Source organism: Streptomyces iranensis (genome assembly GCF_017874715.1).
GTDB lineage: Bacteria > Actinomycetota > Actinomycetes > Streptomycetales > Streptomycetaceae > Streptomyces > Streptomyces iranensis.
In genome coordinates, this window is record NZ_JAGGLR010000004.1 from 222,221 (window position 1) to 249,158 (window position 26,938).

The 26,938-nt window shown below is 71.8% G+C and carries 19 protein-coding genes; 3 read left to right on the forward strand and 16 right to left on the reverse strand.

Annotation, left to right across the window (positions count from 1 at the left end):
* Positions 1-116 precede the first annotated feature (116 nt).
* Genes J2Z30_RS08995 through J2Z30_RS09010 form a run of 4 tightly spaced genes read right to left on the reverse strand, consistent with a single transcriptional unit; the run spans position 117 to position 5,981 of the window.
* Positions 117-2,315, reverse strand: coding sequence for an ABC transporter ATP-binding protein (locus tag J2Z30_RS08995; protein ID WP_044569632.1), 2,199 nt, complete (start codon positions 2,313-2,315; stop codon positions 117-119).
* The gene (locus J2Z30_RS09000; RefSeq protein ID WP_078956614.1) at positions 2,315-3,232 is read right to left on the reverse strand and encodes an ABC transporter permease; all 918 of its coding nucleotides are present in this window, start codon (positions 3,230-3,232) and stop codon (positions 2,315-2,317) included. Before J2Z30_RS09000 ends, J2Z30_RS08995 begins: the two co-directional genes overlap by 1 nt.
* Positions 3,229-4,179, reverse strand: coding sequence for an ABC transporter permease (locus J2Z30_RS09005; protein ID WP_044569634.1), 951 nt, complete (start codon positions 4,177-4,179; stop codon positions 3,229-3,231). The genes J2Z30_RS09000 and J2Z30_RS09005 overlap by 4 nt, the downstream gene beginning before the upstream one ends.
* Entirely contained in the window at positions 4,176-5,981 is a 1,806-nt protein-coding gene (locus J2Z30_RS09010) for a peptide ABC transporter substrate-binding protein (protein WP_044569636.1), read from the reverse strand. Before J2Z30_RS09010 ends, J2Z30_RS09005 begins: the two co-directional genes overlap by 4 nt.
* Before the next feature lie 230 nt (positions 5,982-6,211).
* Between J2Z30_RS09010 and J2Z30_RS09015 the strand changes: the two genes are divergently transcribed.
* Positions 6,212-7,393, forward strand: coding sequence for an ROK family transcriptional regulator (locus J2Z30_RS09015; RefSeq protein WP_044569637.1), 1,182 nt, complete (start codon positions 6,212-6,214; stop codon positions 7,391-7,393).
* A 152-nt stretch (positions 7,394-7,545) separates the two neighbouring features.
* Positions 7,546-9,093, forward strand: a complete 1,548-nt coding sequence (locus tag J2Z30_RS09020; RefSeq protein WP_281062673.1) for a M81 family metallopeptidase — start codon at positions 7,546-7,548, stop codon at positions 9,091-9,093.
* A 582-nt stretch (positions 9,094-9,675) separates the two neighbouring features.
* Here the strand turns inward: J2Z30_RS09020 and gatB are convergent.
* From gatB to J2Z30_RS09070, 10 genes are all read right to left on the reverse strand, one after another.
* A complete protein-coding gene (gatB, locus tag J2Z30_RS09025; RefSeq protein ID WP_044569639.1) occupies positions 9,676-11,181 on the reverse strand; it encodes an Asp-tRNA(Asn)/Glu-tRNA(Gln) amidotransferase subunit GatB in 1,506 nt (501 codons plus the stop codon).
* Between the two features lie 15 nt (positions 11,182-11,196).
* Complete coding sequence (locus J2Z30_RS09030) at positions 11,197-11,436, reverse strand: hypothetical protein (protein WP_020868240.1); 240 nt, start codon at positions 11,434-11,436, stop codon at positions 11,197-11,199.
* Positions 11,433-12,926, reverse strand: coding sequence for an Asp-tRNA(Asn)/Glu-tRNA(Gln) amidotransferase subunit GatA (gene gatA, locus J2Z30_RS09035; RefSeq protein WP_044581345.1), 1,494 nt, complete (start codon positions 12,924-12,926; stop codon positions 11,433-11,435). Before gatA ends, J2Z30_RS09030 begins: the two co-directional genes overlap by 4 nt.
* A gap of 5 nt (positions 12,927-12,931) precedes the next feature.
* Entirely contained in the window at positions 12,932-13,228 is a 297-nt protein-coding gene (gene gatC / locus J2Z30_RS09040) for an Asp-tRNA(Asn)/Glu-tRNA(Gln) amidotransferase subunit GatC (protein WP_014055099.1), read from the reverse strand.
* A gap of 218 nt (positions 13,229-13,446) precedes the next feature.
* Positions 13,447-15,552, reverse strand: a complete 2,106-nt coding sequence (locus tag J2Z30_RS09045; RefSeq protein ID WP_044569641.1) for a putative bifunctional diguanylate cyclase/phosphodiesterase — start codon at positions 15,550-15,552, stop codon at positions 13,447-13,449.
* Positions 15,553-15,855: 303 nt separating this feature from the next.
* Positions 15,856-18,066 (reverse strand): NAD-dependent DNA ligase LigA, encoded by a 2,211-nt coding sequence (ligA, locus tag J2Z30_RS09050; RefSeq protein ID WP_044569643.1) that lies wholly within the window; start codon positions 18,064-18,066, stop codon positions 15,856-15,858.
* Positions 18,067-18,081: 15 nt separating this feature from the next.
* A complete protein-coding gene (locus J2Z30_RS09055; protein ID WP_044569644.1) occupies positions 18,082-19,035 on the reverse strand; it encodes a methionine synthase in 954 nt (317 codons plus the stop codon).
* 213 nt (positions 19,036-19,248) lie between these two features.
* Positions 19,249-19,938 carry an SDR family oxidoreductase gene (locus J2Z30_RS09060; RefSeq protein ID WP_044569645.1) on the reverse strand — a complete coding sequence of 230 codons (690 nt, stop codon included), beginning with the start codon at positions 19,936-19,938 and terminating at the stop codon, positions 19,249-19,251.
* Between the two features lie 172 nt (positions 19,939-20,110).
* Positions 20,111-20,638 (reverse strand): LOG family protein, encoded by a 528-nt coding sequence (locus J2Z30_RS09065; RefSeq protein ID WP_044569646.1) that lies wholly within the window; start codon positions 20,636-20,638, stop codon positions 20,111-20,113.
* An 825-nt stretch (positions 20,639-21,463) separates the two neighbouring features.
* Entirely contained in the window at positions 21,464-22,681 is a 1,218-nt protein-coding gene (locus J2Z30_RS09070) for a glycosyltransferase (RefSeq protein ID WP_044581346.1), read from the reverse strand.
* On the opposite strand from J2Z30_RS09070, the gene J2Z30_RS09075 reads away from it, so the two are divergent.
* Positions 22,682-23,734, forward strand: a complete 1,053-nt coding sequence (locus J2Z30_RS09075) for a helix-turn-helix domain-containing protein (RefSeq protein WP_308279868.1) — start codon at positions 22,682-22,684, stop codon at positions 23,732-23,734. It abuts the gene before it with no gap.
* Positions 23,735-23,850: 116 nt separating this feature from the next.
* On the opposite strand, the gene J2Z30_RS09080 is transcribed toward J2Z30_RS09075, so the two are convergent.
* Both J2Z30_RS09080 and mnmA read right to left on the reverse strand, forming a co-directional pair.
* Positions 23,851-25,605, reverse strand: coding sequence for a glycine/sarcosine N-methyltransferase (locus tag J2Z30_RS09080; protein WP_078956616.1), 1,755 nt, complete (start codon positions 25,603-25,605; stop codon positions 23,851-23,853).
* Positions 25,606-25,733: 128 nt separating this feature from the next.
* A complete protein-coding gene (gene mnmA, locus J2Z30_RS09085; RefSeq protein WP_044569648.1) occupies positions 25,734-26,885 on the reverse strand; it encodes a tRNA 2-thiouridine(34) synthase MnmA in 1,152 nt (383 codons plus the stop codon).
* Between the last annotated feature and the right edge of the window lie 53 nt (positions 26,886-26,938).

Genomic DNA, 26,938 nt, shown 5'->3' on the forward strand with positions numbered 1-26,938 from the left:
GACCAGTGCACTGTGTCAGCCCGAAAAGATCCTTTGCCTCCTTTGTGGCTTTCCCCACATCCGCGAGTGATCGCCGGTTCCGTCTCCGGCCGAGGGAGTCGGCCGCGGCCGGGCCATCACCGCCCGGCCGCCGCGACCAGCGGAAAGTGGCAGGCCACCCGGTGTCCCGGCACGGCCGGCTCGGCGGGGGCGGGCTCGATCCGGGCGCAGATTTCCTGAGCGGCCGGACAACGGGTACGGAACCGGCAGCCCGAGGGCGGGTCGGCGGCCGAGGGGGCCTCGCCGCCCAGCGGCGCCCCGGCGGCCTCGGCCGCCGGGTCGGGCTGCTCGGCGGTGTCCAGCAGTCCGCGGGTGTAGGGATGCAGCGGCGCGTCGAATACCGAGGCCGCCGGTCCTGTTTCGACCAGCTTGCCCAGATACATCACGCCGACCGTGTCCGCGAGATGGCGCACCACGGCCAGGTCGTGCGAGATGAACAGATAGGCCAGCCCCTTCTCGCGCTGCAGGTCCCGCATCAAATTGAGGATCTGTGCCTGTACGGAGACGTCGAGGGCCGAGACGGGTTCGTCGGCGACCACCAGCGACGGTGACAGCGCGAGCGCGCGGGCCAGCCCGAGGCGCTGGCGCTGGCCGCCGGAGAACTCGTGCGGGTAGCGGTCCACGGCGCCGCGATCCAGCCCGACGTCGTCCAGCAGCCCGGCGATCCGCGCGTTCTGCGCGGCACGGTCGCCGATGCCCTGGATGACCAGCGGCTCCCGCAGGATCGCGCCGACCCGCATCCGCGGGTCCATGGACGCGTACGAGTCCTGGAACATCAGCTGCACCTCGCGCCGGTGGGCGCGCAGCGCGCGCCGGTCCAGCGCGGCGATGTCACGGTCCGCGAAGCGGACGGTGCCGCGAGTCGGCTCCTCCATGCCGACGACCAGCCGCCCGAGCGTGGACTTGCCGCAGCCGGACTCCCCCACGATGCCGAAGGTCTCACCACGCCTGACGATCAACGACACCCCGGCGACGGCGCTCACGACGGCGGCCGCGGCGCGCCTGCGGAGCGCGAAGGGGCTGCTGTGCAGGGGGTAGTCCTTGGTGACGTCGGTGAGCGCGAGCAGGGTCTCGTCGGCACGGGACGGGGGCGCGGCGGGGGCGGCGGGGACGACCTCGGCGACGGGGTCGACGGCGGGGTCGACGGGGTGGAAGCAGGCGAAGGCGTGTGCGCCGCGACGGGCGGCTCCCGCCCGCCCCTCGGGTATGTCCCCGGTCGCCGGACCGTGCGGCGCCGTCCTCGGACCGGGGGCCGGGGCGGAGTCCCCGTTCCGGGAAGTGGCAGGCAGGGGCAGCACCACCTCGGACAGCTCTGGCTCCAGCTCCCGGCACTCCCCGGTCGCGAAGCCGCACCGTGGCGCGAACCGGCAACCCGCGGGCCGCGTGACAAGGGACGGCGGCAGGCCCGGAATCGTGGCGAGCGGCTGCGACTCGTCCGCCGCCCGCTCCGGCAGCGCGGCGAACAACGCCTGCGTATACCGATGGCGCGGGGCCGCGAACAGGGTGCGCACACCCGCCCGTTCCACCGTCTTGCCCGCGTACATCACCGCCACCCGGTCCACCCGTCTGGCGATCACCCCCAAGTCGTGCGTGACCAGGATCATCGCCATGCCCAGACGCGACCGCAGATCGTCGATGAGCTCCAGGATCTGGGCCTGTGTGGTGACGTCGAGCGCGGTCGTCGGCTCGTCGGCGATCAGCAGCTCGGGCTCGCAGATCAGCGCCATGGCGATGGCGACGCGCTGCCGCATGCCGCCGCTGAGCTGGTGTGGGTAGTTCTTCAGCCGCTCGCCGGGGGTCGGCAGGCCCACCAGCCGCAGCATCTCCTCGGCCCGCTGCCACGCTTCCGCCTTGCCCAGGCCCTTGTGCAGCAGCAGCGGCTCCGCGACCTGGGCGCCGATGGTCATGGTCGGGTTGAGGGAGGTGAGCGGGTCCTGGAAGACCATGCCGATGGAGTTGCCGCGAACGCCCCGGAGCACCGGCTCGGTCGCGGTCGCCAGGTCCGTACCGCCGAAGTCGATGGAGCCGCCGGTGATCCGGCCGCCGCCCGGCAGCAGGCCGAGCACGCTCAGCGCGGTCATGGTCTTCCCGCAGCCGGACTCGCCGACGATGCCCAGCGCCTCGCCCGGGGCGAGGTCCAGGGAGACTCCGTCGAGGGCGTGCACGGTACGGTCGCGGCCCGCAATCTCGACATGGAGATCGTCGACCCGCAGCAGGAGAGATCCGGTGGAGCCGGTGGACGCGGTCGAGTCCGTGGACGCGGTGGAGCCGGTCATCAGCGGTTGCCTCCGCTCTTCTGGAGCCGCACGTCGAAGGCGTCCCGCAGCCCGTCCCCGATGAAGTTGAAGGCGGCGACAACGAGCACGATCGCGATGCCCGGCGGGAAGATCAGCCACCAGTAGCCGACCTGGGTGTAGGTGATACCCGCGCTGAGCATGGAGCCCCAGTCGGCGGCGGGCGGCGGGATGGACAGGCCGAGGAACGACAGATACGCGACGTAGAGAATCGCGTCGGCGATCTGGAAGGTGGCGTTGACGACGACGGTGCCGATCGCGTTCGGCACGATGTGCCGGAAGACGGCGCGCGTCCCGCCGCCGCCCATGAGCCGCATGGCGTGGATGTAGTCCCGGCTGCGCAGGGCGAGGGCTTCACCGCGGATGAGGCGGGCCGGGGACAGCCAGGCGACCGAGGCGATGATGAGGATCAGCACCAGTTTGCTGGGCGTGACGATCGCGGCGACGACGACCAGCAGGAAGAGGGCGGGGATGGCGAGCGCGGCGTCGGTGATCCGCATCATGGCCGCGTCCAGCCAGCCACCGAAGTAGCCCGCGACCGAGCCGTAGACGGTGCCGATGAACGTGGCGAGAAGCCCCGCCGCGAGGCCCACTTCCAGGGAGGTCCGGCCGCCGGTCATCAGCCGGCCGAGCATGTCGTAGCCGAGGTCGGTGGTGCCCAGCGGATGGCCGGGGCTGCCGGGCGCGAGGTTGGCCTGGCCCAGATCGGTGTGCACCTGGTCGGTGGAGTGGAACAGCGGGCCGAGAAAGCAGAAGGCGCTCAGCGCCACCAGCACCACCGCCCCGGCCAGGGCCAGTTTGTTGCGGGTGAAGACGGCGAGGGTGCGGCGGGCGAGGCTCGGGGTGGGGACGGCCGTCTCGGCGGCGGCGGGGGCGGTCCCGGCGGCTGTGGCGGTCACGAGACGCTCCTGATCCGGGGGTCGAGGACGGCGTACGCGATATCGGTGATCAGCGAGCCGATGACGGTGGCGACGCCGACGACGAAGGTCACCCCGAGCAGCACCGGGAAGTCGGAGCCCTGGGCGGCGTTCCAGAACAGCAGCCCCATCCCGGGGTAGTTGAACATCGACTCCACGACGAGCGCGCCGCTGAAGAGGGTCGGGAGATAGAGGCCGAGGAGGGTGGCGAGCGGAATGAGCGCGTTGCGCAGCACATGCCGGGCCATGATCCGCGCGCTGGACTGGCCCTTGGCCCGCGCGGTGCGGACGTATTCCTCGCCCAGGTTGTCCAGGACCGCCGAACGCATATAGCGGCTGAAGGCGGCGATGACGCCGAGCGCCATGGTCACCACGGGCAGCACGAGCCCGGGAAGGTCGCCCAGGATGCCGCCGACGGTGTCCGCCTGCGGCGCCTCGGCCGGGAAGAGCTGGAGCCGCTGGCTGAAAACCAGGATCAGGACCAGGCCGAGGAAGAAGACGGGGGTGGCGTAGGCGAGGAAGGCCATCCCGGTGAGGAGGTAGTCGGCGGCCCTGCCCCGGCGTACGGCCTGGAGGATGCCCAGCGGAATCGCGAGGACGGCGGCGAGGGCGATGGCCAGCCCGGTCAGTACGAGGGTCTTGGGCAGCCGGTCGGCCAGCAGCGAGGAGACCGTCTGGTTGAGCTTGTACGACTCGCCGAGGTCGCCGGTGAGCAGCCGCCCGAGGTACTTCACGTACTGGAGAGGGAGCGAGCGGTCGTAGCCCTGCTGGTGATTGAAGTGCTCGACCGCCTGCGGGGTGGCCTTGGGGCCGAGGATGGCGCGGGCGGGGCCCCCGGGGAGCTGGTGCAGCAGCACGAAGACGATGACGGAGACGAGCAGCAGGACGACGGCGGCCTGCGCGGTGCGCTTGATCAGAAAGCGGATCACTTCCGGCCCGCCCCCTGCCTTACGAAGTACCAGTCCTGGGGGGCGAGGCTCAGGGTCGGGTTCTGGTCGACGCCGCGCAGGTCGTTGCGGATGACGGAGACCTGGTAGGCGGGGTTGGGGGTCCACAGGACGGGGACCTTGCGGGCGACATACTCGCCGTAGCGGCGCATCGCGGCCGGGTCGCCGGAGTACTCGGTGTCCTTGATCAGCTCATCGGTGCGCGGATCGGACCAGTTGCCCATGTTGGAGGGGGCGCCGGTGGCGAAGAGCTGTTCTCCGCTGGGGTCGGGCGGGAAGTACCAGCTGCCCGCCGTGCCGAAGAACCCCAACTGCCACGCCTTGCACAGCGGTTCGGTCCGTTCGCAGGGGATGGTGGTGCCGAGCACCGTGTTCAGCGGCTGCTGCCGGACGTCGAGGGTGATCCCGGCCTTGTCGTAGGAGGACTTGATCTCCTGCATCTGGTTGGAGCTCTCGGTCGAGCCGGACTGCGACAGCAGCGAGAGCTTCAGCGGCTGCCCCTCCTCGATGCCCTTGCCGCACGCGTCGCCGCCGGTCCCGGGCCGCACGCAGCGCAGCGTCCCGCCGTCCCGCGCCTTCCAGCCGTGGGCGGCCAGCAGCCGCTTCGCCGCGGCCGGGTCGTACGGATAGGGGTCCTTCGCGAGCAGGCTCGCGGGGACCGGGCCGCGGGTGGGGTCGGCGCTGCCGTGCCAGATCACCCTGGAGATGGCGCGCTGGTCGATGAGGAGCTGGAGAGCCTGGCGGAGATAGGTCTGGCGCAGCAGCGGACCCGCGGTGGGGTGGTTGAAGTTGAGCACGAGATAGGTGATCGCCCAGCCCTCCCATGGGTCGACGCGATAGCCCATCTCCTTGAATTTCCCGGACTGGGCCATCACCGACGGCGGGATGTAGCCGTAGTCGACGCCGCCGGAGCGCAGCACGTTGAATTCGGAGTCGGCGGTGGTGAAGGGCTTGAAGACGACGCGGTCGAGGTGGGGCTTGTCGGGGCCGGAGTAGCGGGTGTTGGGTTCGAGCGCGACCTGCCCCGAGGTGGCCCACTGGCGGATCTTCCACGGCCCGTTGACGGTCTTCCACAGCGGGTCGGTGGCGAAGGCCGAGAGCTGCTTGGCGTGCCGGGTCAGCCGCGCGAAGACCTTCTTGGGGTCCTCGTCGTCCGGATTCCAGGCGTGCCGGGGCAGCGGGGTGAAGTAGAGGAGCTGGTTGGCGGTGAACCAGGCGGGGTTGTACGCGCGGTCGAGCCGGAGCCGGAAGGTGCGTTCGTCGATCGCCTGGAACCGCTTGATGTTGTCCGGCAGCAGCTTCGGCGAATAGCCGCCCCACTCCGCCTTGTTGTGCTTGATCAGGTCGAACCAGAACTTCACGTCCCGGGTGGTGACGGGCTTTCCGTCGGACCAGCGGTAGCCCTTCTTCAACGTGACGGTCACGGTCTTGTTGCCGTCGCTGTAGCGGGGCTGCTCGGCGAGGTTGCGCGGGCTGTCCAGGCTGAGCGCGTCGCCCTTCTTCTCGGGCTGGTAGAGCGGCAGATAGAGCAGGTGCTGGAGGGAGCTGTTGTAGGTGGCCAGATAGCCGGGCGCACCGATCGGGAAAATCCAGTTGGGGGTGGCCGCCGGCGGCAGCGCCATGGTCGCCGTACCGCCCTCGACCCTGGTGCCGCCGGTCGCGCCGACATCGGTGATCCGGCCGGCCCGGGGTCCGCAGCCGGTGGCCAGGCCCGTGCCGCCGAGGATGAGGGCCGCGACAAGTCCCGCGACGGGCCCGCGTATTCGTGTACTGCGCAGACCCATGCCGCCTCCGCGGGGTCGTCGGGATCGTCGGGACCGTCGGGATGGTTCGGGGTCGTCGGCCGAACGAAGATAGCGAGCAAAGTACGGACGGCCCTGAAAAGAAGTCAAGAGTCTGGCGCGCGAAGCCGGGAATGTTATCTACTGAGAGCCCGTTGCTACATGGACTTCGTTCGGGTATCGAATAAAGTCCAGACGATGCAGGAAAGACGGACCGACGGAAAGGGCGCCACATGACCGCCGCCGAGGAGCAGCCCGGCTCCGCCGAGCACGTCCTCGAACTCGTCGCGAGCGGCACCGCAGCCTCCCGCGCCGATCTCGTACGGGAGTTGGGGCTCGCCGCCTCCACCGTCTCCGCACGGGTGCAGGAGCTGGTGGACGCCGGGCTGCTCACCGAATACGGCGAGGGCGCCTCGCGCGGCGGCCGCCGACCCCGCCTGCTGCGGATACCGGACAGCGGGGGCATCGCGCTCGCCGCCGACCTGGGCAGCCATCACGCCCGCGTCGGCGCGGTCGGCCGCACGGGCGCCACCTTCGACGTGACCGAGCACTCCTTCGACCTGACGGCCGGTCCCGACCGGGCCCTGGAGCCGCTGGTGGGGCGGCTCGCCGAGCTCGCGGACCGCCAGCGCGCGGCGGGCCGCACGGTGCGGGCCGTCGGCGTCGGCTTCCCCGGCCCCGTGGACACGGGCACGGGCCAGGTCATCGCCCCGGCCCGGATGCCCGGCTGGCATCTGTACGAGCTGCGCGACCGGCTCGCCGAGCGGCTCGGACTGCCCGTCCTCGTCGACAACGACGCCAACATGATGGCCCTCGGCGAGCACCGGGCCGCCCACCCCGGGCTGCGCCACCTCGTCGTCGTCAAGGCGGGCCGCGGCATCGGCTCCGGCGTGATCAGCGACGGCCGCCTGTACCGGGGGGCGCGCGGCTCGGCGGGCGACATCAGCCATGTGCGCGTCGACGCGGCCGCCGAGCGCCCCTGCTCCTGCGGCAACATCGGCTGCCTGGAGACCGTCGCCAGCGGCGCCGCGATCGCCGCCGAGCTGCGCACGCTCGGCATCGGCGTCGACGGGTCGACGGATGTGCTGCGCCTGGTGACGGACGGCGAGCCGCACGCGACCACCCTGGTACGACAGGCCGGCCGGCACATCGGGGCCGTCCTGTCCGTCGTCGTCAACTTCTTCAACCCGGAGGCGGTGGTACTCGCGGGGGCCCTCGCCGAGGCCGAGCCGCTGGTCGCCGCGGTCCGCGGGATGCTGTACGAGCGGTGTCTGCCGATGGCGACGAGCGAGCTGACGATCACGGCGGCCACGAGCGGCGCCGACGCGGGGCTGCTCGGGGCGGGCCACGCGGCGCTGCGCGAACTCGCCCCCGGCAGCCGGCCGGTGCCCATGACCCCGGCCGCCCCCCGATGACGCCCGTGCCGCACCAGCCCGCGCGGCCGGTCCGCCCACCGCTGGACACCGCCCCTCGACGCATCCGACCGGCACAACCGACCGGCGCATCCGACCGGCGCATCCGACCGGCGCAACCGGACGCACCCCGGCGCATCTGAAAGCGAGACAGCATGGCTTCCACCGCACCCCGCCCGGCCGACGGTCCGGCGGCAGGACCGTACCCGGACGGCGCGGCGGCGCCCCCGGGCCGTCGTCGCCTGCGCATCGGCATCGGCGGCATGTCCATCGAGTCCAGCACCTTCTGCCCGCACCGCACGACCTACGACGACTTCCGGGTCACCCGCGGCGCCGAGTTGCTGGACCGCTACACCTGGACGGCGCCCGACGGCGACCTCGCGGAGCACGCCGAGTGGGTGCCCCTGCTCCACGCCGTCTCGCTCCCCGGCGGCCCGGTCGAGCGCGGGACCTACGACCGGCTCAAGGGCGAGCTGATCGAGCGGCTGCGGCGGGCCGGTCCGCTCGACGGGCTGGTCTACGACATCCACGGCGCGATGAGCGTCGTCGGCCTGGAGGACGCCGAGGGCGATCTGACCGAGGCCGTACGGGAGGCGATCGGGCCCGACACGCTGATCTCCGCCGCCATGGACCTGCACGGCAATGTCTCCCGCCGCTTCGCCGGCCGACTCGATCTGATCACCGCCCATCGGCTCGCCCCGCACGAGGACGCCTGGGAGACCCGCGAGCGCGCCGCCCGCAAGCTGCTGGAGCGCCTGGTCTCCGGCAGGGGCCGCCCGCATCTGGCCTGGGTGCAGATCCCGGTGCTGCTGCCCGGTGAGCGCACCAGCACCCGTCTGGAGCCCGCCAAGTCGCTGTACGGGCGGCTGGCCGCGGTGGAGGCGATGGACGGTGTCGTGGACGCGGCGATCTGGGTGGGCTACCCCTGGGCCGACGAGCCGCGCTGCCGGGCGGCCGTGGTGGTGACCGGCGACGACCCCGTGCTCGCCGTCGAGCAGGCCCGCTCCCTGGCCCGCGAGTACTGGGAGGTGCGCCGCGACTTCGCGTTCGTCGGCCCCACCGGAGGCGCCGACGAGTGCGTCGCCGAGGCCGTCGCCTCCTCCGCCCGCCCCTTCCTGATCAGCGACTCCGGCGACAATCCCACGGCCGGGGGCGCCGGGGACCTCGCCTATATGCTCGGGCGGCTGCTGGCCAACGAGGACCTGGCCACCGGCCGCGCCACCGCCCTGCACCCCGGGATCACCGACCCGGCGGCGGTCGCGGAGTGCTTCGCCGCCGGGCCGGGCGCGACGGTCCGGCTGTCCGTCGGCGGCGGGATCAGCCGGGGGACGGCGGACCACGCCGCGCCCTGCGAACTGACCGGCGAGGTGGTCGCCCTGCGCCGGGACGACCCGGTCGGCGGCGACCTCGCGGCGGTGCGCCACGGGGGCGTCACGGCGATCCTGGTCAGCCGCCGCAAGCCGTTCCACACCCTGGCCGACTTCGGCGAGCTGGACCCGCGCGGCTATGACCTCGTCGTCGTCAAGATCGGCTATCTGGAGCCCGAGCTGTACGACCTGGCGGCGGACTGGCGGCTCGCGCTCACCCCCGGCGGGGTCGACCAGGATCTGGCCCGCCTGGGCCACCGGCGCCTCGTACGGCCGCTGTACCCCTTCGACGACGAGGGGTTCGAGGTGCCGCATCTGGAGCCGATGCTGCTCTAGGGGTGTCCAGGCTGTGCTGGGGGCGGGCTGCGCTAAGGGAAGGCCGGGCTGTGCTGACGGTGTCCGGCGGGTCTTGGCGCCTGCGGCGGGCCGCCCCCTCCCCGCTCCTTCCCAGCAGCATCGATATGCGGCTCCGCCGCGTGGGGGCTCCGCCCCGGACCCCAGCCGGACGAACCGGAAGCGCGGAGGGCACCCGGGCTACTCCAGGGGCGTCCAGCGGATCGTGACGCCTGCGGCGGGCCGCCCCCTCCCCACCCCTTCCCGAAACTGGGGCTCCCCCAGACCCCGGCCGGACACCTCAGATGCGCACGGGCACCCGCCCCACCGCGGCCAGCCCGCGTCCCGCGGACGCCCTGGCTCCCTGCACCACCGGCCAGCCACTCGACCACCGTGTCACAGGCGGCGCGGTCGGCGCCCTGGCCGGTGAGCTGACCGCGGCGACGATCTGCCCCTCGCCCCGGGTCCAGGGGCGGAGCCACTGCCACGCGGCGGAGCCGCATATCGATGCGGGCGCGTACGACGGCGGCGGGGCGCGCCCTCGCGCACCCCGCCGCCGTCACACAGGGACGAACGCCGAGCCGGTCAGCCCTCGACGCCCAGCTTCTCCAGGATCAGCTCGCGCACCCGCGCCGCGTCCGCCTGGCCGCGCGTGGCCTTCATGACCGCGCCGACCAGCGCACCCGCCGCCGCGACCTTGCCGCCGCGGATCTTGTCGGCGATGGCCGCGTTGGCCGCGATCGCCTCGTCCACGGCGGTGCCCAGCGCGCCCTCGTCCGAGACGACCTTCAGCCCGCGCTCGGCGACGACCTCGTCCGGGCCGCCCTCGCCCGCGAGGACGCCCTCGATGGTCTGGCGGGCCAGCTTGTCGTTGAGCGAACCCTCCTTGACCAGCGCGCACACCCGGGCCACCTGCGCCGGGGTGATCGGCAGCTCGGCGAGCTCCACCCCGTCCTCGTTGGCACGGCGGGCCAGCTCGCCCATCCACCACTTACGGGCCTGGTCGGCCGGGGCGCCCTCGTCCATCGTGGCCGTGATCAGGTCGATCGCCCCCGCGTTGAGCACCGACTGCATCTCGTGCCGGGACAGGCCCCAGTCCTCGCGCAGCCGGTTGCGGCGCACCCGCGGCAGCTCCGGAAGCCCGCCGCGCAGCTCCTCCACCCACGTCCGGGCGGGGGCGACCGGCACCAGGTCGGGCTCGGGGAAGTAGCGGTAGTCCTCGGCCTCCTCCTTGACCCGGCCGGAGGTCGTGGAGCCGTCCTCCTCGTGGAAGTGGCGGGTCTCCTGGATGATCGTGCCGCCGTCGTTCAGCACCGCGGCATGGCGCTGGACCTCGAAGCGGACGGCGCGCTCGACCGACCTCAGCGAGTTGACGTTCTTGGTCTCGGAGCGGGTGCCGAACTTGTCGGCGCCCTGCGGGCGCAGCGACAGGTTCACATCGCAGCGCATCTGGCCCATCTCCATGCGCGCGTCGGAGACCCCGAGCGACTTGATGAGCTCGCGCAGCTCGGTCACATACGCCTTGGCGACCTCCGGGGCCTTCTCCCCGGCGCCGACGATCGGCTTGGTGACGATCTCGATCAGCGGGATCCCGGCCCGGTTGTAGTCCAGGAGGGAGTGCTGGGCGCCGTGGATGCGGCCGGTCGCGCCACCCACATGGGTGGACTTGCCGGTGTCCTCCTCCATATGGGCGCGCTCGATCTCGACGCGGAAGACCTCTCCGTCGACGTCGACGTCCAGATAGCCGTTGAAGGCGATCGGCTCGTCGTACTGCGACGTCTGGAAGTTCTTCGGCATGTCCGGATAGAAGTAGTTCTTCCGGGCGAAGCGGCACCACTCGGCGATCTCGCAGTTGAGCGCGAGCCCGATCTTGATGGCGGACTCGACGCCGGTCGCGTTGACCACCGGGAGCGAGCCGGGCAGGCCGAGGCAGGTGGGACAGGTCTGCGTGTTGGGCTCGGCGCCCAGCGCCGTGGAGCACCCGCAGAACATCTTGGTCTTGGTGCCGAGCTCGACGTGCACCTCGAGCCCCATCACGGGGTCGTAGGTGGCGAGGGCGTCCTCGTACGACACCAGTTCAGTGACGGTCACGGAAAAACTAACCTCTCAGTCCGCGAGGACGTCGTCGTCGCCCATGCGCTTGAGCTCGCGGATGAGCAGGGCGACGCCGGTGACGATGGCGGCGGCCGAGACCACCGCGTCGGCCAGCTGCAGCTTGTCGTTCTCGAATCGGGCCTTCTTGGCCTGCTTCGCCACACTGACCGCGCCGAACAGCGAGGTCGCGATGGACAGGTAGGTGCCGGGCCTGGACTTCTTGAAGCCCTTCGCCTTCTTGATCGCACTCATAGTGACGGTGCCTCCTCGATCAGCGGGTGGCCCCATTTGTCGATGAGCGCGGCCTCGACCGCGGCACCGACCTTGTAGAGCCGGTCGTCGGCCATGGCGGGGGCGATGATCTGCAGTCCGACGGGCAGACCGTCCTCCGGTGCCAGACCGCAGGGCAGTGACATGGCCGCGTTCCCCGCGAGGTTGGTGGGAATCGTGCAGAGATCGGCCAGATACATCGCCATCGGGTCGTCGGCGCGCTCGCCGATCGGGAAGGCGGTGGTCGGGGTGGTCGGCGAGATCAGCACGTCGACCTGCTCGAACGCCTTCTCGAAGTCACGCTTGATCAGCGTACGGACCTTCTGCGCGGAGCCGTAGTACGCGTCGTAGTAGCCGGAGCTGAGCGCGTAGGTGCCGAGCATGATCCGGCGCTTGACCTCGGCGCCGAAGCCCTCCGCGCGGGTGAGCGCGGTGACGTCCTCGGCGGACTTGGTGCCGTCGTCGCCCACCCGCAGGCCGTAGCGCATGGCGTCGAAGCGGGCCAGGTTGGAAGAGCACTCGGACGGCGCGATCAGGTAGTACGCGGCCAGCGCCTTGTCGAAGGACGGGCAGGAGATCTCCTCGACCTCGGCACCCAGCTCCCGCAGCAGCTCCACCGTCTCGCTGAAGCGCTGCATGACGCCGGCCTGGTAGCCCTCGCCCGCGAACTCCTTGACGACGCCGATCCGCATGCCCCGCACGCTTCCGCTGCGGGCGGCCTCGACGACGGCCGGGACCGGCTCGTCGATGGAGGTCGAGTCCATCGGGTCGTGCCCGGCGATGACCTCGTGCAGCAGCGCCGCGTCCAGCACGGTGCGGGCGCAGGGTCCGCCCTGGTCGAGCGAGGACGAGAACGCCACCATGCCGTAGCGGGAGACCCCGCCGTACGTCGGCTTGACCCCGACCGTGCCGGTGACGGCGGCGGGCTGGCGGATCGAGCCGCCGGTGTCGGTGCCGATGGCGAGCGGGGCCTGGAAGGAGGCCAGCGAGGCGGAGGAGCCGCCGCCGGAGCCGCCGGGGACCCGGGTGAGGTCCCAGGGGTTGCCGGTGGGGCCGAAGGCGCTGTTCTCGGTCGAGGACCCCATGGCGAACTCGTCCATGTTGGTCTTGCCGAGGACGATCACGTCCGCGGCCCGCAGCCGCTGGGTGACGGTCGCGTCGTACGGCGGGATCCACCCGTCGAGGATCTTGGAACCGACCGTGGTCGGGATCCCCTTGGTGGTGAAGATGTCCTTGAGCGCGAGCGGAACACCGGCCAGCGGGCCCAGCTCCGCACCGCGCTCCCGCTTCGCGTCGACGGCGCGCGCCTGGGCGAGCGCCCCCTCACGGTCCACGTGCAGGAAGGCGTGCACCTTCTCGTCGACGGCCTCGATACGGGCCAGGTGCGCCTCGGTCACCTCGACGGCGGTGACCTCGCCGGAGGCGATCCTGGCGGCGATCTCGGCCGCGGTGAGCCTGGTCAGGTCGGTCACGGTGGTCACTCCTCCCCCAGGATCTGCGGCACCTTGAAACGCTGCTGCTCCTGGGCCGGGGCGCAGGCCAGTGCCTGCTGCGGGGTCAGGGACGGACGGACCTCGTCCGCCCGCATGACGTTGGTCAGCGGCAGCGGGTGAGAGGTCGGCGGAACGTCTTGGTCGGCGACCTCGGAGACGCGGGCGACCGCGCCGATGATGTCGTCGAGCTGTCCGGCGAAGTGGTCTAGCTCTTCGGCCTTCAGCTCCAGACGCGCCAGCCGGGCGAGGTGGGCGACCTCCTCGCGCGTGATGCCAGGCATGCAGCGATCCTCTGGGTAAGTGTGGAGTGTTTCGGCCCCAATCCTATGGCTCCCCGCACACAGCGCGCGAAAGGCTTTGGGTGCGCCTCGTTGTGGGCAATCGTTCCTCCCCCAGCTAACGCTGGGAGGTGCCCCCTGGCGGGACGGGTGGGCACAACGCCACCCACCGGCCCGCGCCCGGCAACGAAACGCCAACGGGCAGCACCGGCGCCGCACCCCTACGTCACCGGCTGATCCGCGTCCTCGTCAGCGGAAGCGTCTTCGCTCGACGGCTCCGCCGTCTCGCGGTGCCAGCCACTCTCACCCCGCGCCCGCAGCCACGCCGTCATCTCGTCCGGCGGCATCGCCGCGGCCACCAGCCAGCCCTGGACCGCGTCGCAGCCCAGATCCCGCAGCCGCTCCCAGGTCTCGTCGTCCTCGACACCCTCCGCGACCACGAGCAGACCCAGCGAGTGGGCGAGGTCGACCGTACAGCGGACGATCTCCGCGTCCTCGTTGTCCACCGCCAGCCGGGCCACGAAGGAACGGTCGATCTTGAGCTCGCTCACCGGCAGCCGCCGCAGATGGACCAGCGACGAATAGCCCGTCCCGAAGTCGTCGAGCGACATCTTCACCCCATGACCGGTGAGCCCGGCCAGGGTGTCGGCGGCCCGCTGCGGGTCCTCCAGCAGGACGTGCTCGGTTATCTCCAGCTGCAGGGCGCCCGCCGGGACCCCGTGCCGGGCCAGCCGCCCGGCGACCGCGCCCGCGAAACCGGGGGTGTGGACATCGCGCGGCGAGACATTGACCGCGACGGGCACCTCGAGGCCGTCGGCGCGCCACCGCGCGACCTGGCCCAGGGCCGTCTCCAGGACGTACTCGGTCAGCCGGGGCATCAGCCCCGAGCTCTCGGCCATGGAGATGAACTCGTCCGGCGGCACCCTCCCCCGGTCCGGGTGCACCCAGCGCACCAGGGCCTCCAGGCCCGCCACATGGCCGTCGAAGCCGACCTTGGGCTGGTAGTGCAGCTCGACGTCGCCCGCGTCCAGGGCGCGCCGCAGATCGCCGAGCAGACCGAGCCGGTCGGGGGTGTTGCCGTCCCGCCGCGCCTCGTACAGCTCGACTCCGCTGCGGTCCCGCTTGGCCTGGTACATCGCGACGTCGGCGCGGCGCAGCAGCCCCTCGGCGTCCAGGGCGTGGTCGGGATAGACGGCGACGCCCGCGCTGGCCTCGAGCACCAGCGTCAGCCCGTCCAGGTCGAGCGGGGAGCCGAGGTCGCCGACGAGGACGCGGGCGCTGCGCTGGGCGCTGGTGAGCGAGTCGGTGGTGGGCAGCAGCACCGCGAACTCGTCGCCGCCGAGCCTGGCCACCTCCGCCCCGCGTGGCAGGGCGAGCCGCAGCCGCTCGGCGATCTGGAGCAGCAGCCGGTCACCGGCCAGATGGCCCAGGGTGTCGTTGACCGAGCGGAAGCGGTCGAGGTCCAGCAGCACCAGCGCGGTGCGGGTGCCGGCCCGCTCGGCCTCGTCCAGCGCGGTCCAGGTGCGCTCCAGCAGCCACTGGCGGTTGGGCAGCCCGGTGAGCGGGTCGCGCAGCTGCTCCTCGGCGCGGACCCGGGCGATCCAGAGCGTGGAGTCCAGGGCGACCAGCGGCACCGCGAACAGCGGGAGCAGCAGCGGGGTGTCCCCGGCGACGACCACGATGAGGGGGGCGATGCCGAGGAGCGCGATGCCGACGAGGGCCTGCCGGAAGAGGGCGGTGCGGGCGACGGTGGGCAGTCCGGCGCCGGGCGGGGCGAGGGAGCACCACAGCAGGGCGCGGGTCACCGCGAGATAGACGAAGGCGGCCAGGGCCGTCTGGGGGATGGCGGACACATGCCAGGTGTCGGTGCGCCAGGGGTGTTCGACGGAGGGGGTGGTGCCGAAGGCGGCGAGGGTGAGGGCGGCCGCGCCCACCCCGAGGATGTCGACCGCGCCGTGCAGGGCGGCCTGCCGCCATCGGTGCCGGCGGGCGGCGCCGACCAGGACGACCACGGCGAGGCTGACCAGCACGGCCGGAATCCAGCCGTAGAGCAGCAGCGCCGCCAGGGTTAACGCGGCCCCGGAGCCGGTGCCGCCCCACCACCGGTCACGGCCGAGGGCGACCAGATGGCCGACGATGATTCCGGTGAGCACGGCGAGTGACCAGCCCACGGTTCCGTCGGGAAAGAGCGCATTGCCCGCGTCGAGCACTCGGAAGACTCCGATACCGAGTGCGAAAGCCGCCATGGCGACCGCAGCGGCCGGCAGCGCGGGCAGCACGGCCCGGCGCAGCCGCGACGCCGGGGCGGCGCTTTCGGTCGGTTTCATACCCGTCCCTCTCACAGCCGGCGGTGCCAGCGCCACGGCGGGCGCACACCTCAACAGTAGGCGGCAGAAGGGGAAGACGGGCGGCGATCGGCGACGGTTCCCCGAATGCCACCCGACGATCCATGACCTTCTGCTATGCGCTGTAAGGGTGATGCCCGCCGGCTGTGCCCGGGAAGTGCTCCCAGTCGTAATCCGGCCAGGTTTAGACCCATTGAGCGGACAAGATGGCCGGAGCACTACGCCGGATGGGTGGAGCGGCTACTCCAGGGGCTACTCCAACCGCCGCTCCACCGGCCCTCCGTGCTACTCCGTGGACTCTTCCCCGGACTCTTCCGGGGGCGTCAACGCGACCTCTCTCGCCGCGTCGGGCCCCTGTTCGAGCAGGACGCCAAATCCTTCCTCATCGAGCACGGGAACCTTCACCTGCATGGCCTTGTCATACTTCGAGCCCGGATTGTCGCCGACGACCACGAAATCGGTCTTTTTCGAAACCGATCCGGTGACTTTCGCACCACGGCTCTGCAGGGCCTCCTTGGCCCCATCCCGGGTGTACGACTGCAGCGTTCCGGTGACGACGACGGTGAGGCCCGCCAGCGGACGGGGGCCTTCGTCCTCGCCGCCCTCCTCCTCCAGCCGGACCCCGGCGCGCCGCCATTTCTCGACGATCTCGCGGTGCCAGTCGACCGCGAACCACTCCTTGAGCGAGGCGGCGATGGTCGGCCCGACCCCCTCCACGGCCGCCAGCTCCTCCTCGTCCGCCTCGGCGATCCGGTCCAGCGAGCGGAATTCCCGGGCCAGCGCGGTGGCGGCGACGGGGCCGACATGACGGATCGAAAGGCCGGTGATGATCCGGGCCAGCGGGCGCTCCTTGGCCGCCTCGATATTGGCCAGCATCGCCAGGGCGTTCTTCTTCGCCTCGCCCTTCTGGGTGGCGAAGAAGGTGACCACCTTCTCCTCACCGGTCTCCGGATCACGCTTGGGCAGTCCGCTGTCCGGGTCCAGTACATGCGACCGAATGGGCAGCAGTTGTTCGATCTTCAGGTCGAACAGATCGCCCTCGTCCTTCAGCGGCGGTTCGGCGGGTTCCAGCGGCTGGGTGAGGGCGGCGGCGGCGACATAGCCGAGGTTCTCGATGTCCAGGGATTTCCGCCCGGCGAGATAGAAAATCCGCTCGCGCAGCTGCGCCGGGCAGGACCGGCCGTTGGGACACCGCAGATCGACATCGCCCTCCTTGGCGGGCTGGAGCGGCGTATCGCACTCGGGGCAGGCGGCCGGCATCACGAATTCCCGCTCGCTGCCGTCCCGCAGATCGACGACCGGGCCCAGAATTTCCGGAATGACATCGCCCGCTTTGCGGAGCACCACGGTGTCACCGATCAGCACGCCTTTGGCCTTGACCACATCCTGGTTGTGCAGCGTCGCGAATTCGACCTCCGAGCCCGCGACGGTGATCGGCTCGACCACCGCATAAGGCGTCACCCGCCCCGTGCGCCCCACACCCACCCGGATGTCCACCAGCTTGGTGTTGACCTCCTCGGGCGGGAACTTCCAGGCGATCGCCCAGCGCGGCGCGCGCGAGGTGGAGCCGAGCCGCCCCTGCAGCGGGATCTCGTCCAGCTTGACGACCGCGCCGTCGATCTCGTGCTCCACCGAATGCCGGTGCTCGCTCTCGCCGTAGTACGCGATGTACTCGCGCACGCCCTCGATCGAGTCCACCACCGAGAAGTGGGCGGCGGTGGGCAACCCCCATTCGTGCAGCAGCTCGTACGCCTGCGACAGCCGGTCGATGTCGAAGCCCTCGCGCGCCCCGATGCCGTGCACCACCATGTCCAGCGGCCGGGACGCGGTGATCTTCGGGTCCTTCTGGCGCAGCGAACCCGCCGCCGCGTTCCGGGGGTTGGCGAAGGGCGGCTTGCCCGCCTCCACCAGCCCGGCGTTCAGCTCCTCGAACCGCTCGCGGGGCAGGAAGACTTCGCCGCGCACCTCCACCAGCGCCGGGATGCGGTCACCCGTCAGCCGGTTCGGGATCTTGGCGATCGTCCGCACATTGGGCGTGATGTCCTCCCCGGTGCGGCCGTCACCACGGGTCGCGGCGCGGGTCAGCCGCCCTTGCTCATAGGTGAGGTTGACCGCGAGGCCGTCCACCTTCAGCTCGCACAGGAAGTGGTACGAACCGCTGCCCAGCTCCTTGGCGATGCGGTCCGCCCAGCCGGCCAGCTCCTCGTCGTCGAAGGCGTTGTCCAGGCTGAGCATCCGCTCGCGGTGCGCGACCTCGGTGAACTCCGTCTCGTACGCCCCCGCGACCTTCTGGGTCGGCGAGTCGGGCGTACGGAGCGTGGGATGCTCCTCCTCCAGCGCCTCCAGCTCGCGCATGAGCTTGTCGAACTCGGCGTCACTGACGACCGGCGCGTCCTTCACGTAGTACCGGAAGCGGTGCTCCTCGATCTGCTCAGCGAGCCTGGCGTGCCTCTCCCGCACCTCGGCGGGGACCTTCGACTGCTGTTCGCCGGCCACCGTGTCGTCCTCCCGTTACTCAGGGTTGTCCGCGAGCGATCTCGCCGCCCGGACGCAGTGGGCCAGCGCGGCGCGGGCGTACCCGGGCGAGGCGCCCGCGAGCCCGCACGACGGGGTGACCACCACCGACTCCGCGAGAGTCGCCGGTGCCAGCCCCAGCCTGCGCCACAGCGTCCTGACACCCCCGACGCTACCGGCAGGGTCCGACAATGGAGTGTCGGTGCCGGGTACCGCGCCGATGAGGAGTGCCGTACCGCCTTCCACGGCTTCCCCGATCGCCTCCTCCTCACCCTCCGTGAGCAGTGACAGATCGAAGGAGATCCCCGCGACACCCGCGCGCCGCAGCAGCCCGAACGGCACGGCCGGTGCGCACGAGTGCACCACCACCGGCCCGCCGGCCGCCTCCACCAGGGTCCGCAGCGCGCCCTCGACCACGCCCCGGTCCACGGCGGCGTGGGTGCGGTAGCCGCTCGCCGTACGGACGCTCCCGCGCAGCACCGACGTCAGCGACGGCTCGTCGAGCTGGAGCACCACCTCGGCGCCCGGCACCCGGCGGCGCACCTCCGCCAGATGGGCGCGCACGCCCTCGGTGAGTGAGGCCGTGAGGTCCCGGCAGGCGCCCGGGTCGCTCAGCGCGGCCTCACCGCCGCGCAGTTCGAGGGAGGCGGCCAGGGTCCAGGGCCCGACTGCCGACACCTTGAGCGCGCCCTGGTGCCCCTGGGTGAACTCCTCCAGCGCGTCCAGGTCCTCGCCCAGCCAGGAGCGGGCCCGCCGGGTGTCCCGGCCCGGCCGGTCGCTGATCCGCCAGCCGCTGGGCTCGACATGCGCGTACAGCTCGGCCAGCATCCCGGCGGTGCGCCCGATCATGTCCGCGCCGGGCCCGCGCGCGGGCAGCTCCGGAAGGTACGGCAGGGCCTCCAGCGAGCCGGTGACGGTCTTCGCGGCCTCCCGCGCGTCGCCGCCCGGCATCGATCCGACGCCGCTTGCCGCTCCGCGGGGCCATGGGTGGTGGGTTTTGGTGCTCTTCTCGCTCACCAGCGAAAGGGTAAGCGGTCCGCTGGGGTGCCCCGAGATTCCGGGGTGCCCCGCATTGCCGTCGGTCGTCCGCAGCGCCGACGTGGCTGGTCGCGCAGTTCCCCGCGCCCCTACGGGGCACCACCCACCGCAGCCGAGGACAGCTGCTCAGCCTCGCGGGCGGATCTGGAGGTCGGTGATCTCGGCGTCGTGCGGCAGGTCGAGCGCGGTCAGGATGGTCGTCGCCACGGTCTCGGGCGCGATCCAGCGCTCCGCGTCGTACTCCTTGCCCTCCTGCTGGTGCACCTTCACCTGCATCGGGGTGGCCGTACGCCCCGGGTAGACCGTGGTCACCCGGACGCCGTTACCGCTCTCCTCCCAGCGCAGCGCGTCGGCCAGCGCCTTGAGCCCGTGCTTGCTGGCGGCGTACGCGGCCCACTGGGCGTTGGCGCGCAGCCCGGCACCGGAGTTGACGAAGACGACATGCCCCTGGGCGAGCCGCAGCTGCGGCAGCAGCAGCCGGGTCAGCTCGGCGGGCGCCACGAGGTTGGCGGCGAGCTGGCGGTTCCACGCCTTCGGGGTCAGCTCCCCGACCTCGCCCAGGTCGACCACTCCGGCGATGTGCAGCAGCGAGTCCAGCCGGTCGGGCAGCGTCTGATGGCCCAGCGCCCAGGACAGCCGGTCCGGGTCGGCCAGGTCACCGACGACCGTCCGCACCCCCGGGAACCGCTCCGCCAGCTCCTTCGCCCGCCCGGCGTCCCGCGCGAGCAGCCACAGCTCGTCGCCGCGCTCGGCCAGCCGCTCGGTGACCGCCGCGCCGATGCCCGAGCCTGCCCCAGTGATCAGATGCGTTCCCATGCTCCCCAGCTTGCCTCACTCAGGGACGCGCCCCGACCACGGTCCCGGCTTGGCGCGATCCCATACCCGAAACCCGCGCGGACTTCCCGCCGGGCGCTCCCATCCTGTAACGGGCGTGGCGCCGGCTGTCACGAGGCCGGGGGCTCAGACGGTCTGGCTCAGACGGTCTGGCTCAGACGGTCTCCAGATACGTCATGGCCTCCGCCCCGTTCTCCGCGAAGAAGACCAGCTCGCTCAGCGGCCGGGGCAGGAACCCCTCCTCCTCCATCCGCTGGAACTGCTGCTTCAGGCCGTCGTAGAACCCCGCCGCGTTGAGCAGCACCACCGGCTTGATGTGCAGCCCGTGCTTCTTGAGCTCCAGGATCTCGGTGGCCTCGTCCAGCGTCCCGGTGCCGCCGACCATGATCACGACGGCGTCGGCGCGGGTGAGCAGCTGCGCCTTGCGCTCGGCGAGGTCCCTGGCGATCACCATCTCGTCGGCGTTCTCCCGGGCCTTGGCGGCGAGGAACTCCACCGAGATCCCGACCAGCCGCCCCCCGTGCTCCTGCACCCCGTCCGCCATCACCTTCATCAGCCCGACGTCGGACCCGCCCCAGACCAGCGTGTGCCCGCCCTTGCCGATCAGCTCGGCGAACTCGCGGGCGGGGGCGGTGTAACGGTCGTCGAGGTCGGCGGCGGAGCAGAAGACGCAGATGTTCATGCGCGCCACTCTACGAGCCGGGTCGGACACCCTCGCCGCCGTGCGCCAGGGGTCGCGCCGTGCGGCGGGCCTTTCCCCTCCCCGCCCCTTCCCGAAACCAGGGGCTCCGCCCCTGGACCCCGGATCCGGGGCGGAGCCCCACTCGGCGCCGCCGCCGCATATCGACACCGCGGAAACGGGCGGAGCCCCGGGACCAGGGCCGGGAGCAGAGCCCCGGCCCGGGTTCTGGGGCGGAGCCCCCGACCAGGGCCCGGAGCAAAGCCCCCGACCGGGGCCTGGAGCAGAGGCCCCGACCGGGGCCTGGGGCAAAGCCCCCAACCGGAGCCCGGACCAGAGCCCACAACCGGGGCCTGGGGCAGAGGCCACAACCGGGGCCTGGGGCAGAGCCCCCAACCGGGGCCTGGAGCAAAGCCCCCAACCGGAGCCTGGGGCAAAGCCCCCAACCGGAGCCCGGACCAGAGCCCACAACCGAGGCCCGGAGCAAAGCCCCCGACCGGAACCTGGACCAGAGCCCCGAACCGGAACCTGGACCAGAGCCCCCAACCGGAACCCGGACCAGAGCCCCCAACCGGAACCCGGACCAGAGCCCCCAACCGGGGCCTGGGGCGGAGGCCCCGACCGGGGCCTGGACCAGAGCCCCCATCCGGGGCCTGGGGCGGAGCCCCAGTTTCGGGGAGGGGCGGGGCGGGAAGCAGTCCACCGCAGGCGTCAGGGTCCGTCGGACCTCTGGTGCGGTGGCGACGGCGCAGCCGCCGCCGGTCATGGTGCGGGTCCAGGAGGAGCCGGGGTCGCCGGGGTACAGGGGCCCCCTGGCCGCGCGCGGCCTCAGCGCTCGCGCGCCGCGCCGACGTGGGCGAGTACCGTCGCGGCCCCGTCCTCCGCACCGATCGCATCGGCGAGCTCGGCCGCCCGGCGGCGGAGGGCGGGCTCGGTCACGGAGGTCGTGATCGAGGCGGCCAGGGATTCGGCCGTGAGGTCGGCGAGTGGTAGTGGCCGGGAGGCGACGCCGAGCCGGTGCAGCCGCGCCGCCCAAAACGGCTGGTCGGCCATGGCGGGCACCGGCACCGCGGGCACCCCGGCCCGCAGCCCGGCCGCGGTCGTGCCCGCTCCGGCGTGGTGGACGACGGCGGCCGTGCGCGGGAACAGCCAGTCGTGCGGGAGGTCGCCGACCGCCAGGACGTCGTCCCCGGCCGCCGTCAGCCCGGCCCAGCCCGCCTGCACCACCGCGCGTACCCCCGCCCGGTCCACCGCCGCAGTCACCAGCTCGCCCAGCCGCTCCCCCTCGCCCGGCGCCATGCTGCCGAACCCGATGAACACCGGCGGCGGTCCAGCCTGGAGGAAGTCGACCAGCTCGGCCGGGGGCCGCCAGTCCCGGGGCCGGGCGGGCCACCAGTAGCCCGCGACATCGACCCAGGACGGCCAGTCCGCCGGGCGCGGTACGACCAGCGGGCTGAAGCCGTGGAAGACGGGGCGGATGTCCGCTCCCGTCGCCCGCGAGCTGGCGGGCGGCAGCCCGAGCCGGGTGCGCAGCCCCGCCACGGCCCCCGCCTGGAGCGCTCCGGCATCCGCCAGCAGCCGCTGCCCCGCCGCCAGGTTGCCCTCCGGTCCGAGGTCCTCGGCGTCCGTCGCACCGGCCGGCGGGAACTCCCTCGTGGCACAGGCCGGTGCGAGATAGGTGCCGATGACGGGGACGCCGGACGCCTCACCGGCCACCCGGCTGAGCGCCGCCGGGCCGAACGCGGTGAGCACCAGGTCCGCCCCGTCCGCCACCGCCGCCGCCACCCCGTCAGCGAGCCGGTCCAGGAACGCCGCCATCGCCGCCCGCGCCTCCTCCCACGAAGCCGCCCGCGCCCTGTCGCGGATCAGCTCCCGTGGATCGCCCGGCAGCGGCCGGTGGTCCAGACCGCATCCGTCGAGGAGCCCGGCGAAGGGCGGGTGCGCGGCCACGGCCACTTCATGACCGGCCTCCAGCAGGCGCCGCCCCAGGCCCGTGTACGGGGCGACGTCCCCTCGCGAACCGGCGGTCACGATCAGAATCCGCATGTGCTGATCCTCCTCGGCGAGTGCCGCCCGGCGCATACTCGGACGACGGCGTTCGCCACGGACGCTAAGGGCTCCTGCGCGGTGGAGGTTCAAGCGGCTGTGACGGGCGGCACACAAGGCGGGAACACGGTGGGCATCGGCGAGTTGGCAACGCGTACCGGACTGCCGGTGAAGACCATCCGCTACTACTCGGACATCGGGCTGCTGCCCGAGTGCGGGCGCAGTCCGGGCGGCCATCGCAGATACGCCGCGGACGCGCTGCCCCGGCTCCGGCTGATCCAGCGCCTGCGTGCGCTCGGCACTCCGATCGCCGCGATCGCCGCGGTCATGGCGGGGGAACGCTCACTGGCCGAACTCGTCACCCGCGAACTGGACGCGATCCAGGAACAGTTGCGCGAGGCGACCTGGCGCCGGGAGGTACTCAGCGCACTGGACGACTGCCCCGGGCCGGAGCGGCTGCGGCGCCTCGCCGTGCTCGCCGGGGTGGGCAGCCCGGACGACGCCCACGACCGGCTGGTGCGGTACTGGCACTGGGCGCTTCCGGCGGACCTGCCGCACCGGCTGGCCCAGGCCGTCATCGACGGCGCGGTGCCCGCGCCACCGGCCGCCCCGACCACCGCGAACGTCCTCGCCTACGCCGAACTCCACGCCGTGGCCACCGCCGAGGACCGGCGCCGCCAACCGCAGCCCCACCAGGTGGGCGACGTCGCGTCGTTCTACGCCGGTCTCCTGGACGCCTGCGGGCTGGCAGGCGAGGCCCTGGTCTCCGGCTGCCCGGACCTGCGCGCCGAAGCGCTCGACCACTTCGTACGCGCCTACGCCCGCATCGGCGGCCATGACGACACACCGGCGTTCCGGGCGCGGCTGCGCGCCCGGTTCCGCCGGGGAACGCGCGCCGGCTCGTTCTCGCTGCGCTACTGGCGACAGGCCTTCGCCGTCACCGGCGAGACCCCACGGCCATCCGCGGCCTCCGGCAGGGGCCACCTCGCCGCACCCCTCGCTGCCCTGCACCATCAGATCGCCGGTCTGCCCCTGACCGCTGACACCTTGTGAGCGCCCCGGGGCGGCCGCCCCGGGGCGGCCGGTGCGGCGGGCCTGGGCCAGCCGCACCGGCCATCCGGCCGGGATCAGGGATCAGGGATCAGGGGTCGGGGGGCAGGGCTCGGGGATCAGCGGGTGAAGTGGAAGATGCCCCAGGTCACATGGCGGTTGCTGCCGCCCTCGACCCAGTTGCTCAGCCCCTTCTTCATATGGGTGAGGTAGTCGGCGCTGACCTGCTCCGTCAGGCCGTCCGCCTCCTGGCGCCGGGTTTCCTCCAGGACCCGGGCGTAGTGGGTGATCAGATGCTCGCGGTGCTCCTGGAAGCCGCCGCCGACCTCGATGAAGCCGAGCCGCGCCAGTTCATGGCGGTAGAACTCGGGCGACCCCATGGTCTCCAGGTGGATGCGGTCCAGGATGGGGCGGAGGGTTTCGGCGGGGCAGCCGTCGGCCGCCATGGGATCGGTGAAGATGAGGTGACCGCCGGGGCGCAGCACGCGGGCGGCCTCCTCCAGGGGGCGGGCGCGGTTGCCGCTGTGCAGGAACGCGTCCTGGGACCAGACGACGTCGACGCTGTCGTCCGGCAGCGGGATGGACTCGAAGGAGCCGTCCATCACCTCGATCGCCTCGGTCAGCCCGCGCTCGGCGTTCAGCGCGCGATGCCGCTCGTTCTCCACCTCGCTGAGGTTGAGCGCCATGACGCGGCAGCCGTACGTCTCGGCCAGATAGCGCGCCGAGCCGCCGAAGCCCGCTCCGAGGTCGAGGACGACGGAGGACTCGGTCAGGTCCAGCTGCCCGGCCATACGGGCCACGGTGCGCCTGCTGGCCTCGGCGATCGGCTCGTCGGGCCGGTCGTAGATGCCGATGTGGATGTCCTCGCCGCCCCAGACACTCCAGTAGAAGGCGTCGGCGTCCGCGGAGTTGTAGTAGTCGCGGGCGGTGCCCACGGCTCCCGAATACTCCCCGTTCGCCGTGACCGAACCGATCGGGCCGACCGGCTCGTCCGTCGTGCGGTATTCCTTCTCCGCGACGTGGATGAAGAAGTCGGGCCGCTCCGTCCGGTAGGTGTGCTGGAAGTCGCCGTAGGTCTCGATCCGCTGGAAGCCGACCTCCTCCATCAGCCTGCGCGTGTAGTCCTTGCGCAGCGGAAACATGTTGAGGTGGTAGACGGATTCGTCGGGGAAGCTGTAGCGCATGCGCACCAGCCCCTCGTCCACGTACTCCGGTTCGACGGCGACGTCTTCTCCGCAGTAGTAGTACACATGCTTGCTGCTGTAGCCGCGATCGAGGATCGCGTCGTAGTTGCGCTGGTCCAGGATCAGGATTCCGTCGTGCTTGAGCATGGCGTAGAACTCCGCGAGCGCCTTGCGCCGGTCGCGCTCGGAGAACAGATGCGTGAAGGAGTTCCCGAGACAGACGATGGCGTCGTACTCGCCGTGGGCGTCGCGGTTGAGCCAGCGCCAGTCGGCCTGGACGACGCGGAGGATGTGGTCACCGTGCTTGAGCCCGTTGGAGAATGCCTGGGCGAGCATCTCGGCACTGCCGTCGGCGCTCACGGCCTCGAATCCGGCCTCGAGCAGCCGGACCGAATGGAAGCCGGTCCCGGTGGCCACGTCCAGGACCTTCTTGACACCGCGCTCGCGCAGCAGGTCGATGAAGAACGTACCCTCGCTCTCCGCCCTCCGGTCCCAGTCGATCAGCGAGTCCCACTTTTCTACGAAGCTGGGTACGTACTCCTCTGTGTAGTGATCAGTGTCCCTGACATCAACTGGATTGTCGCCAAATTTCTGTACAGGTTGCGCAGAAATAACGGAACCTCCGGTGCTGAGACAGCGGACCACGGCACCCGTGTCCGCGGGGCGCATTCCCAGATTCACGTGACGCATGCCACCGGAATGGCCGGACGCACGTTAATTTAAGAAAAACTGATCGCGCCAAACGGAGATCAACCACCCAATCCTGACTTTCGGCTTCTTTCTCACCAAAAGCGGATATCCACCTGGGGGCCTGGAGCCTACGAGGCGATCGCCTGGGCCCGCTCGGTCGCGGCGATGGTCGCGGAGCCGACCACCCGGGTGTCGTCGTAGAGCACGATCGCCTGCCCGGGTGCCACGCCCCGCACCGGCTCGGTGAAGGTCACCCGCAGTTCGGTTTCCCCGATCCGCTCGGCCATCACCTCGGTTTCGCCGCCATGTGCGCGCAACTGGGCGGTGTACGTACCCGGGCCCGCCGGAGGGGCCCCGCACCAGCGCGGCTTGATGGCGGTGAGGGCGGCCACGTCCAGTGCCTCGGCGGGGCCGACCGTGACCGTGTTGTCCACCGGGGAGATGTCCAGGACATAGCGCGGCTTGCCGTCGGGCGCCGGATGGCCGATGCGCAGCCCCTTGCGCTGGCCGATGGTGAAGCCGTACGCGCCCTCGTGGCTGCCCAGCCTGTGCCCGTCCTCGTCGACGATGTCGCCTTCGGCCGTACCGAGGTGCTGGGCCAGGAAGCCCTGGGTGTCGCCGTCGGCGATGAAGCAGATGTCATGGCTGTCGGGCTTCTTGGCCACTGCCAGGTCCCGCCGCTCCGCCTCCGCGCGGATCTCGTCCTTGGTGGTCAGGGTGTCGCCGAGGGGGAACATCGCATGGGCGAGCTGGCGCTCGTCGAGCACGCCGAGAACATAGGACTGGTCCTTGGCCATGTCGCTGGCGCGGTGCAGCTCGCGCGAGCCGTCCGCGCGCTCCACGATCGTGGCGTAGTGCCCGGTGCAGACGGCGTCGAAGCCGAGGGCGATGGCCTTGTCCAGCAGCGCGGCGAACTTGATCTTCTCGTTGCAGCGCAGACACGGATTGGGGGTGCGGCCCGCCTCGTACTCGGCGATGAAGTCCTCGACCACGTCCTCGCGGAACCGCTCGGCGAGGTCCCACACGTAGAAGGGGATCCCGATCACATCGGCGGCCCGCCGGGCGTCCCGCGAGTCCTCGATGGTGCAACAGCCACGGGCGCCGGTGCGGAACGACTGCGGGTTGGCGGAGAGCGCGAGATGGACACCGGTCACATCGTGGCCCGCCTCGGCCGCCCGCGCGGCGGCGACCGCGGAGTCCACACCGCCGGACATGGCGGCGAGGACGCGCAGCCGACGGCCGTCGCGGGGACCTGTGGGCACACCGGGGAAGTCAGTCATAACCCGGCCAGCATAAGTCGCCACATGTACAACGACTAAATGGGTATGGAGAC

Coding starts and splice junctions, on each gene's coding strand:
- J2Z30_RS09065 (WP_044569646.1), bottom strand. CDS start 20,638: ATGAACATCTGCGTCTTCTGCTCCGCCGCCGACCTCGACGACCGTTAC.
- J2Z30_RS08995 (WP_044569632.1), bottom strand. CDS start 2,315: ATGACCGGCTCCACCGCGTCCACGGACTCGACCGCGTCCACCGGCTCC.
- J2Z30_RS09020 (WP_281062673.1), top strand. CDS start 7,546: ATGGCTTCCACCGCACCCCGCCCGGCCGACGGTCCGGCGGCAGGACCG.
- gatC (WP_014055099.1), bottom strand. CDS start 13,228: ATGCCTGGCATCACGCGCGAGGAGGTCGCCCACCTCGCCCGGCTGGCG.
- mnmA (WP_044569648.1), bottom strand. CDS start 26,885: ATGACTGACTTCCCCGGTGTGCCCACAGGTCCCCGCGACGGCCGTCGG.
- J2Z30_RS09015 (WP_044569637.1), top strand. CDS start 6,212: ATGACCGCCGCCGAGGAGCAGCCCGGCTCCGCCGAGCACGTCCTCGAA.
- J2Z30_RS09055 (WP_044569644.1), bottom strand. CDS start 19,035: ATGCCGGGCGGCGACGCGCGGGAGGCCGCGAAGACCGTCACCGGCTCG.
- J2Z30_RS09080 (WP_078956616.1), bottom strand. CDS start 25,605: ATGCGTCACGTGAATCTGGGAATGCGCCCCGCGGACACGGGTGCCGTG.
- J2Z30_RS09010 (WP_044569636.1), bottom strand. CDS start 5,981: ATGGGTCTGCGCAGTACACGAATACGCGGGCCCGTCGCGGGACTTGTC.
- J2Z30_RS09030 (WP_020868240.1), bottom strand. CDS start 11,436: ATGAGTGCGATCAAGAAGGCGAAGGGCTTCAAGAAGTCCAGGCCCGGC.
- J2Z30_RS09060 (WP_044569645.1), bottom strand. CDS start 19,938: ATGGGAACGCATCTGATCACTGGGGCAGGCTCGGGCATCGGCGCGGCG.
- J2Z30_RS09045 (WP_044569641.1), bottom strand. CDS start 15,552: ATGAAACCGACCGAAAGCGCCGCCCCGGCGTCGCGGCTGCGCCGGGCC.
- J2Z30_RS09070 (WP_044581346.1), bottom strand. CDS start 22,681: ATGCGGATTCTGATCGTGACCGCCGGTTCGCGAGGGGACGTCGCCCCG.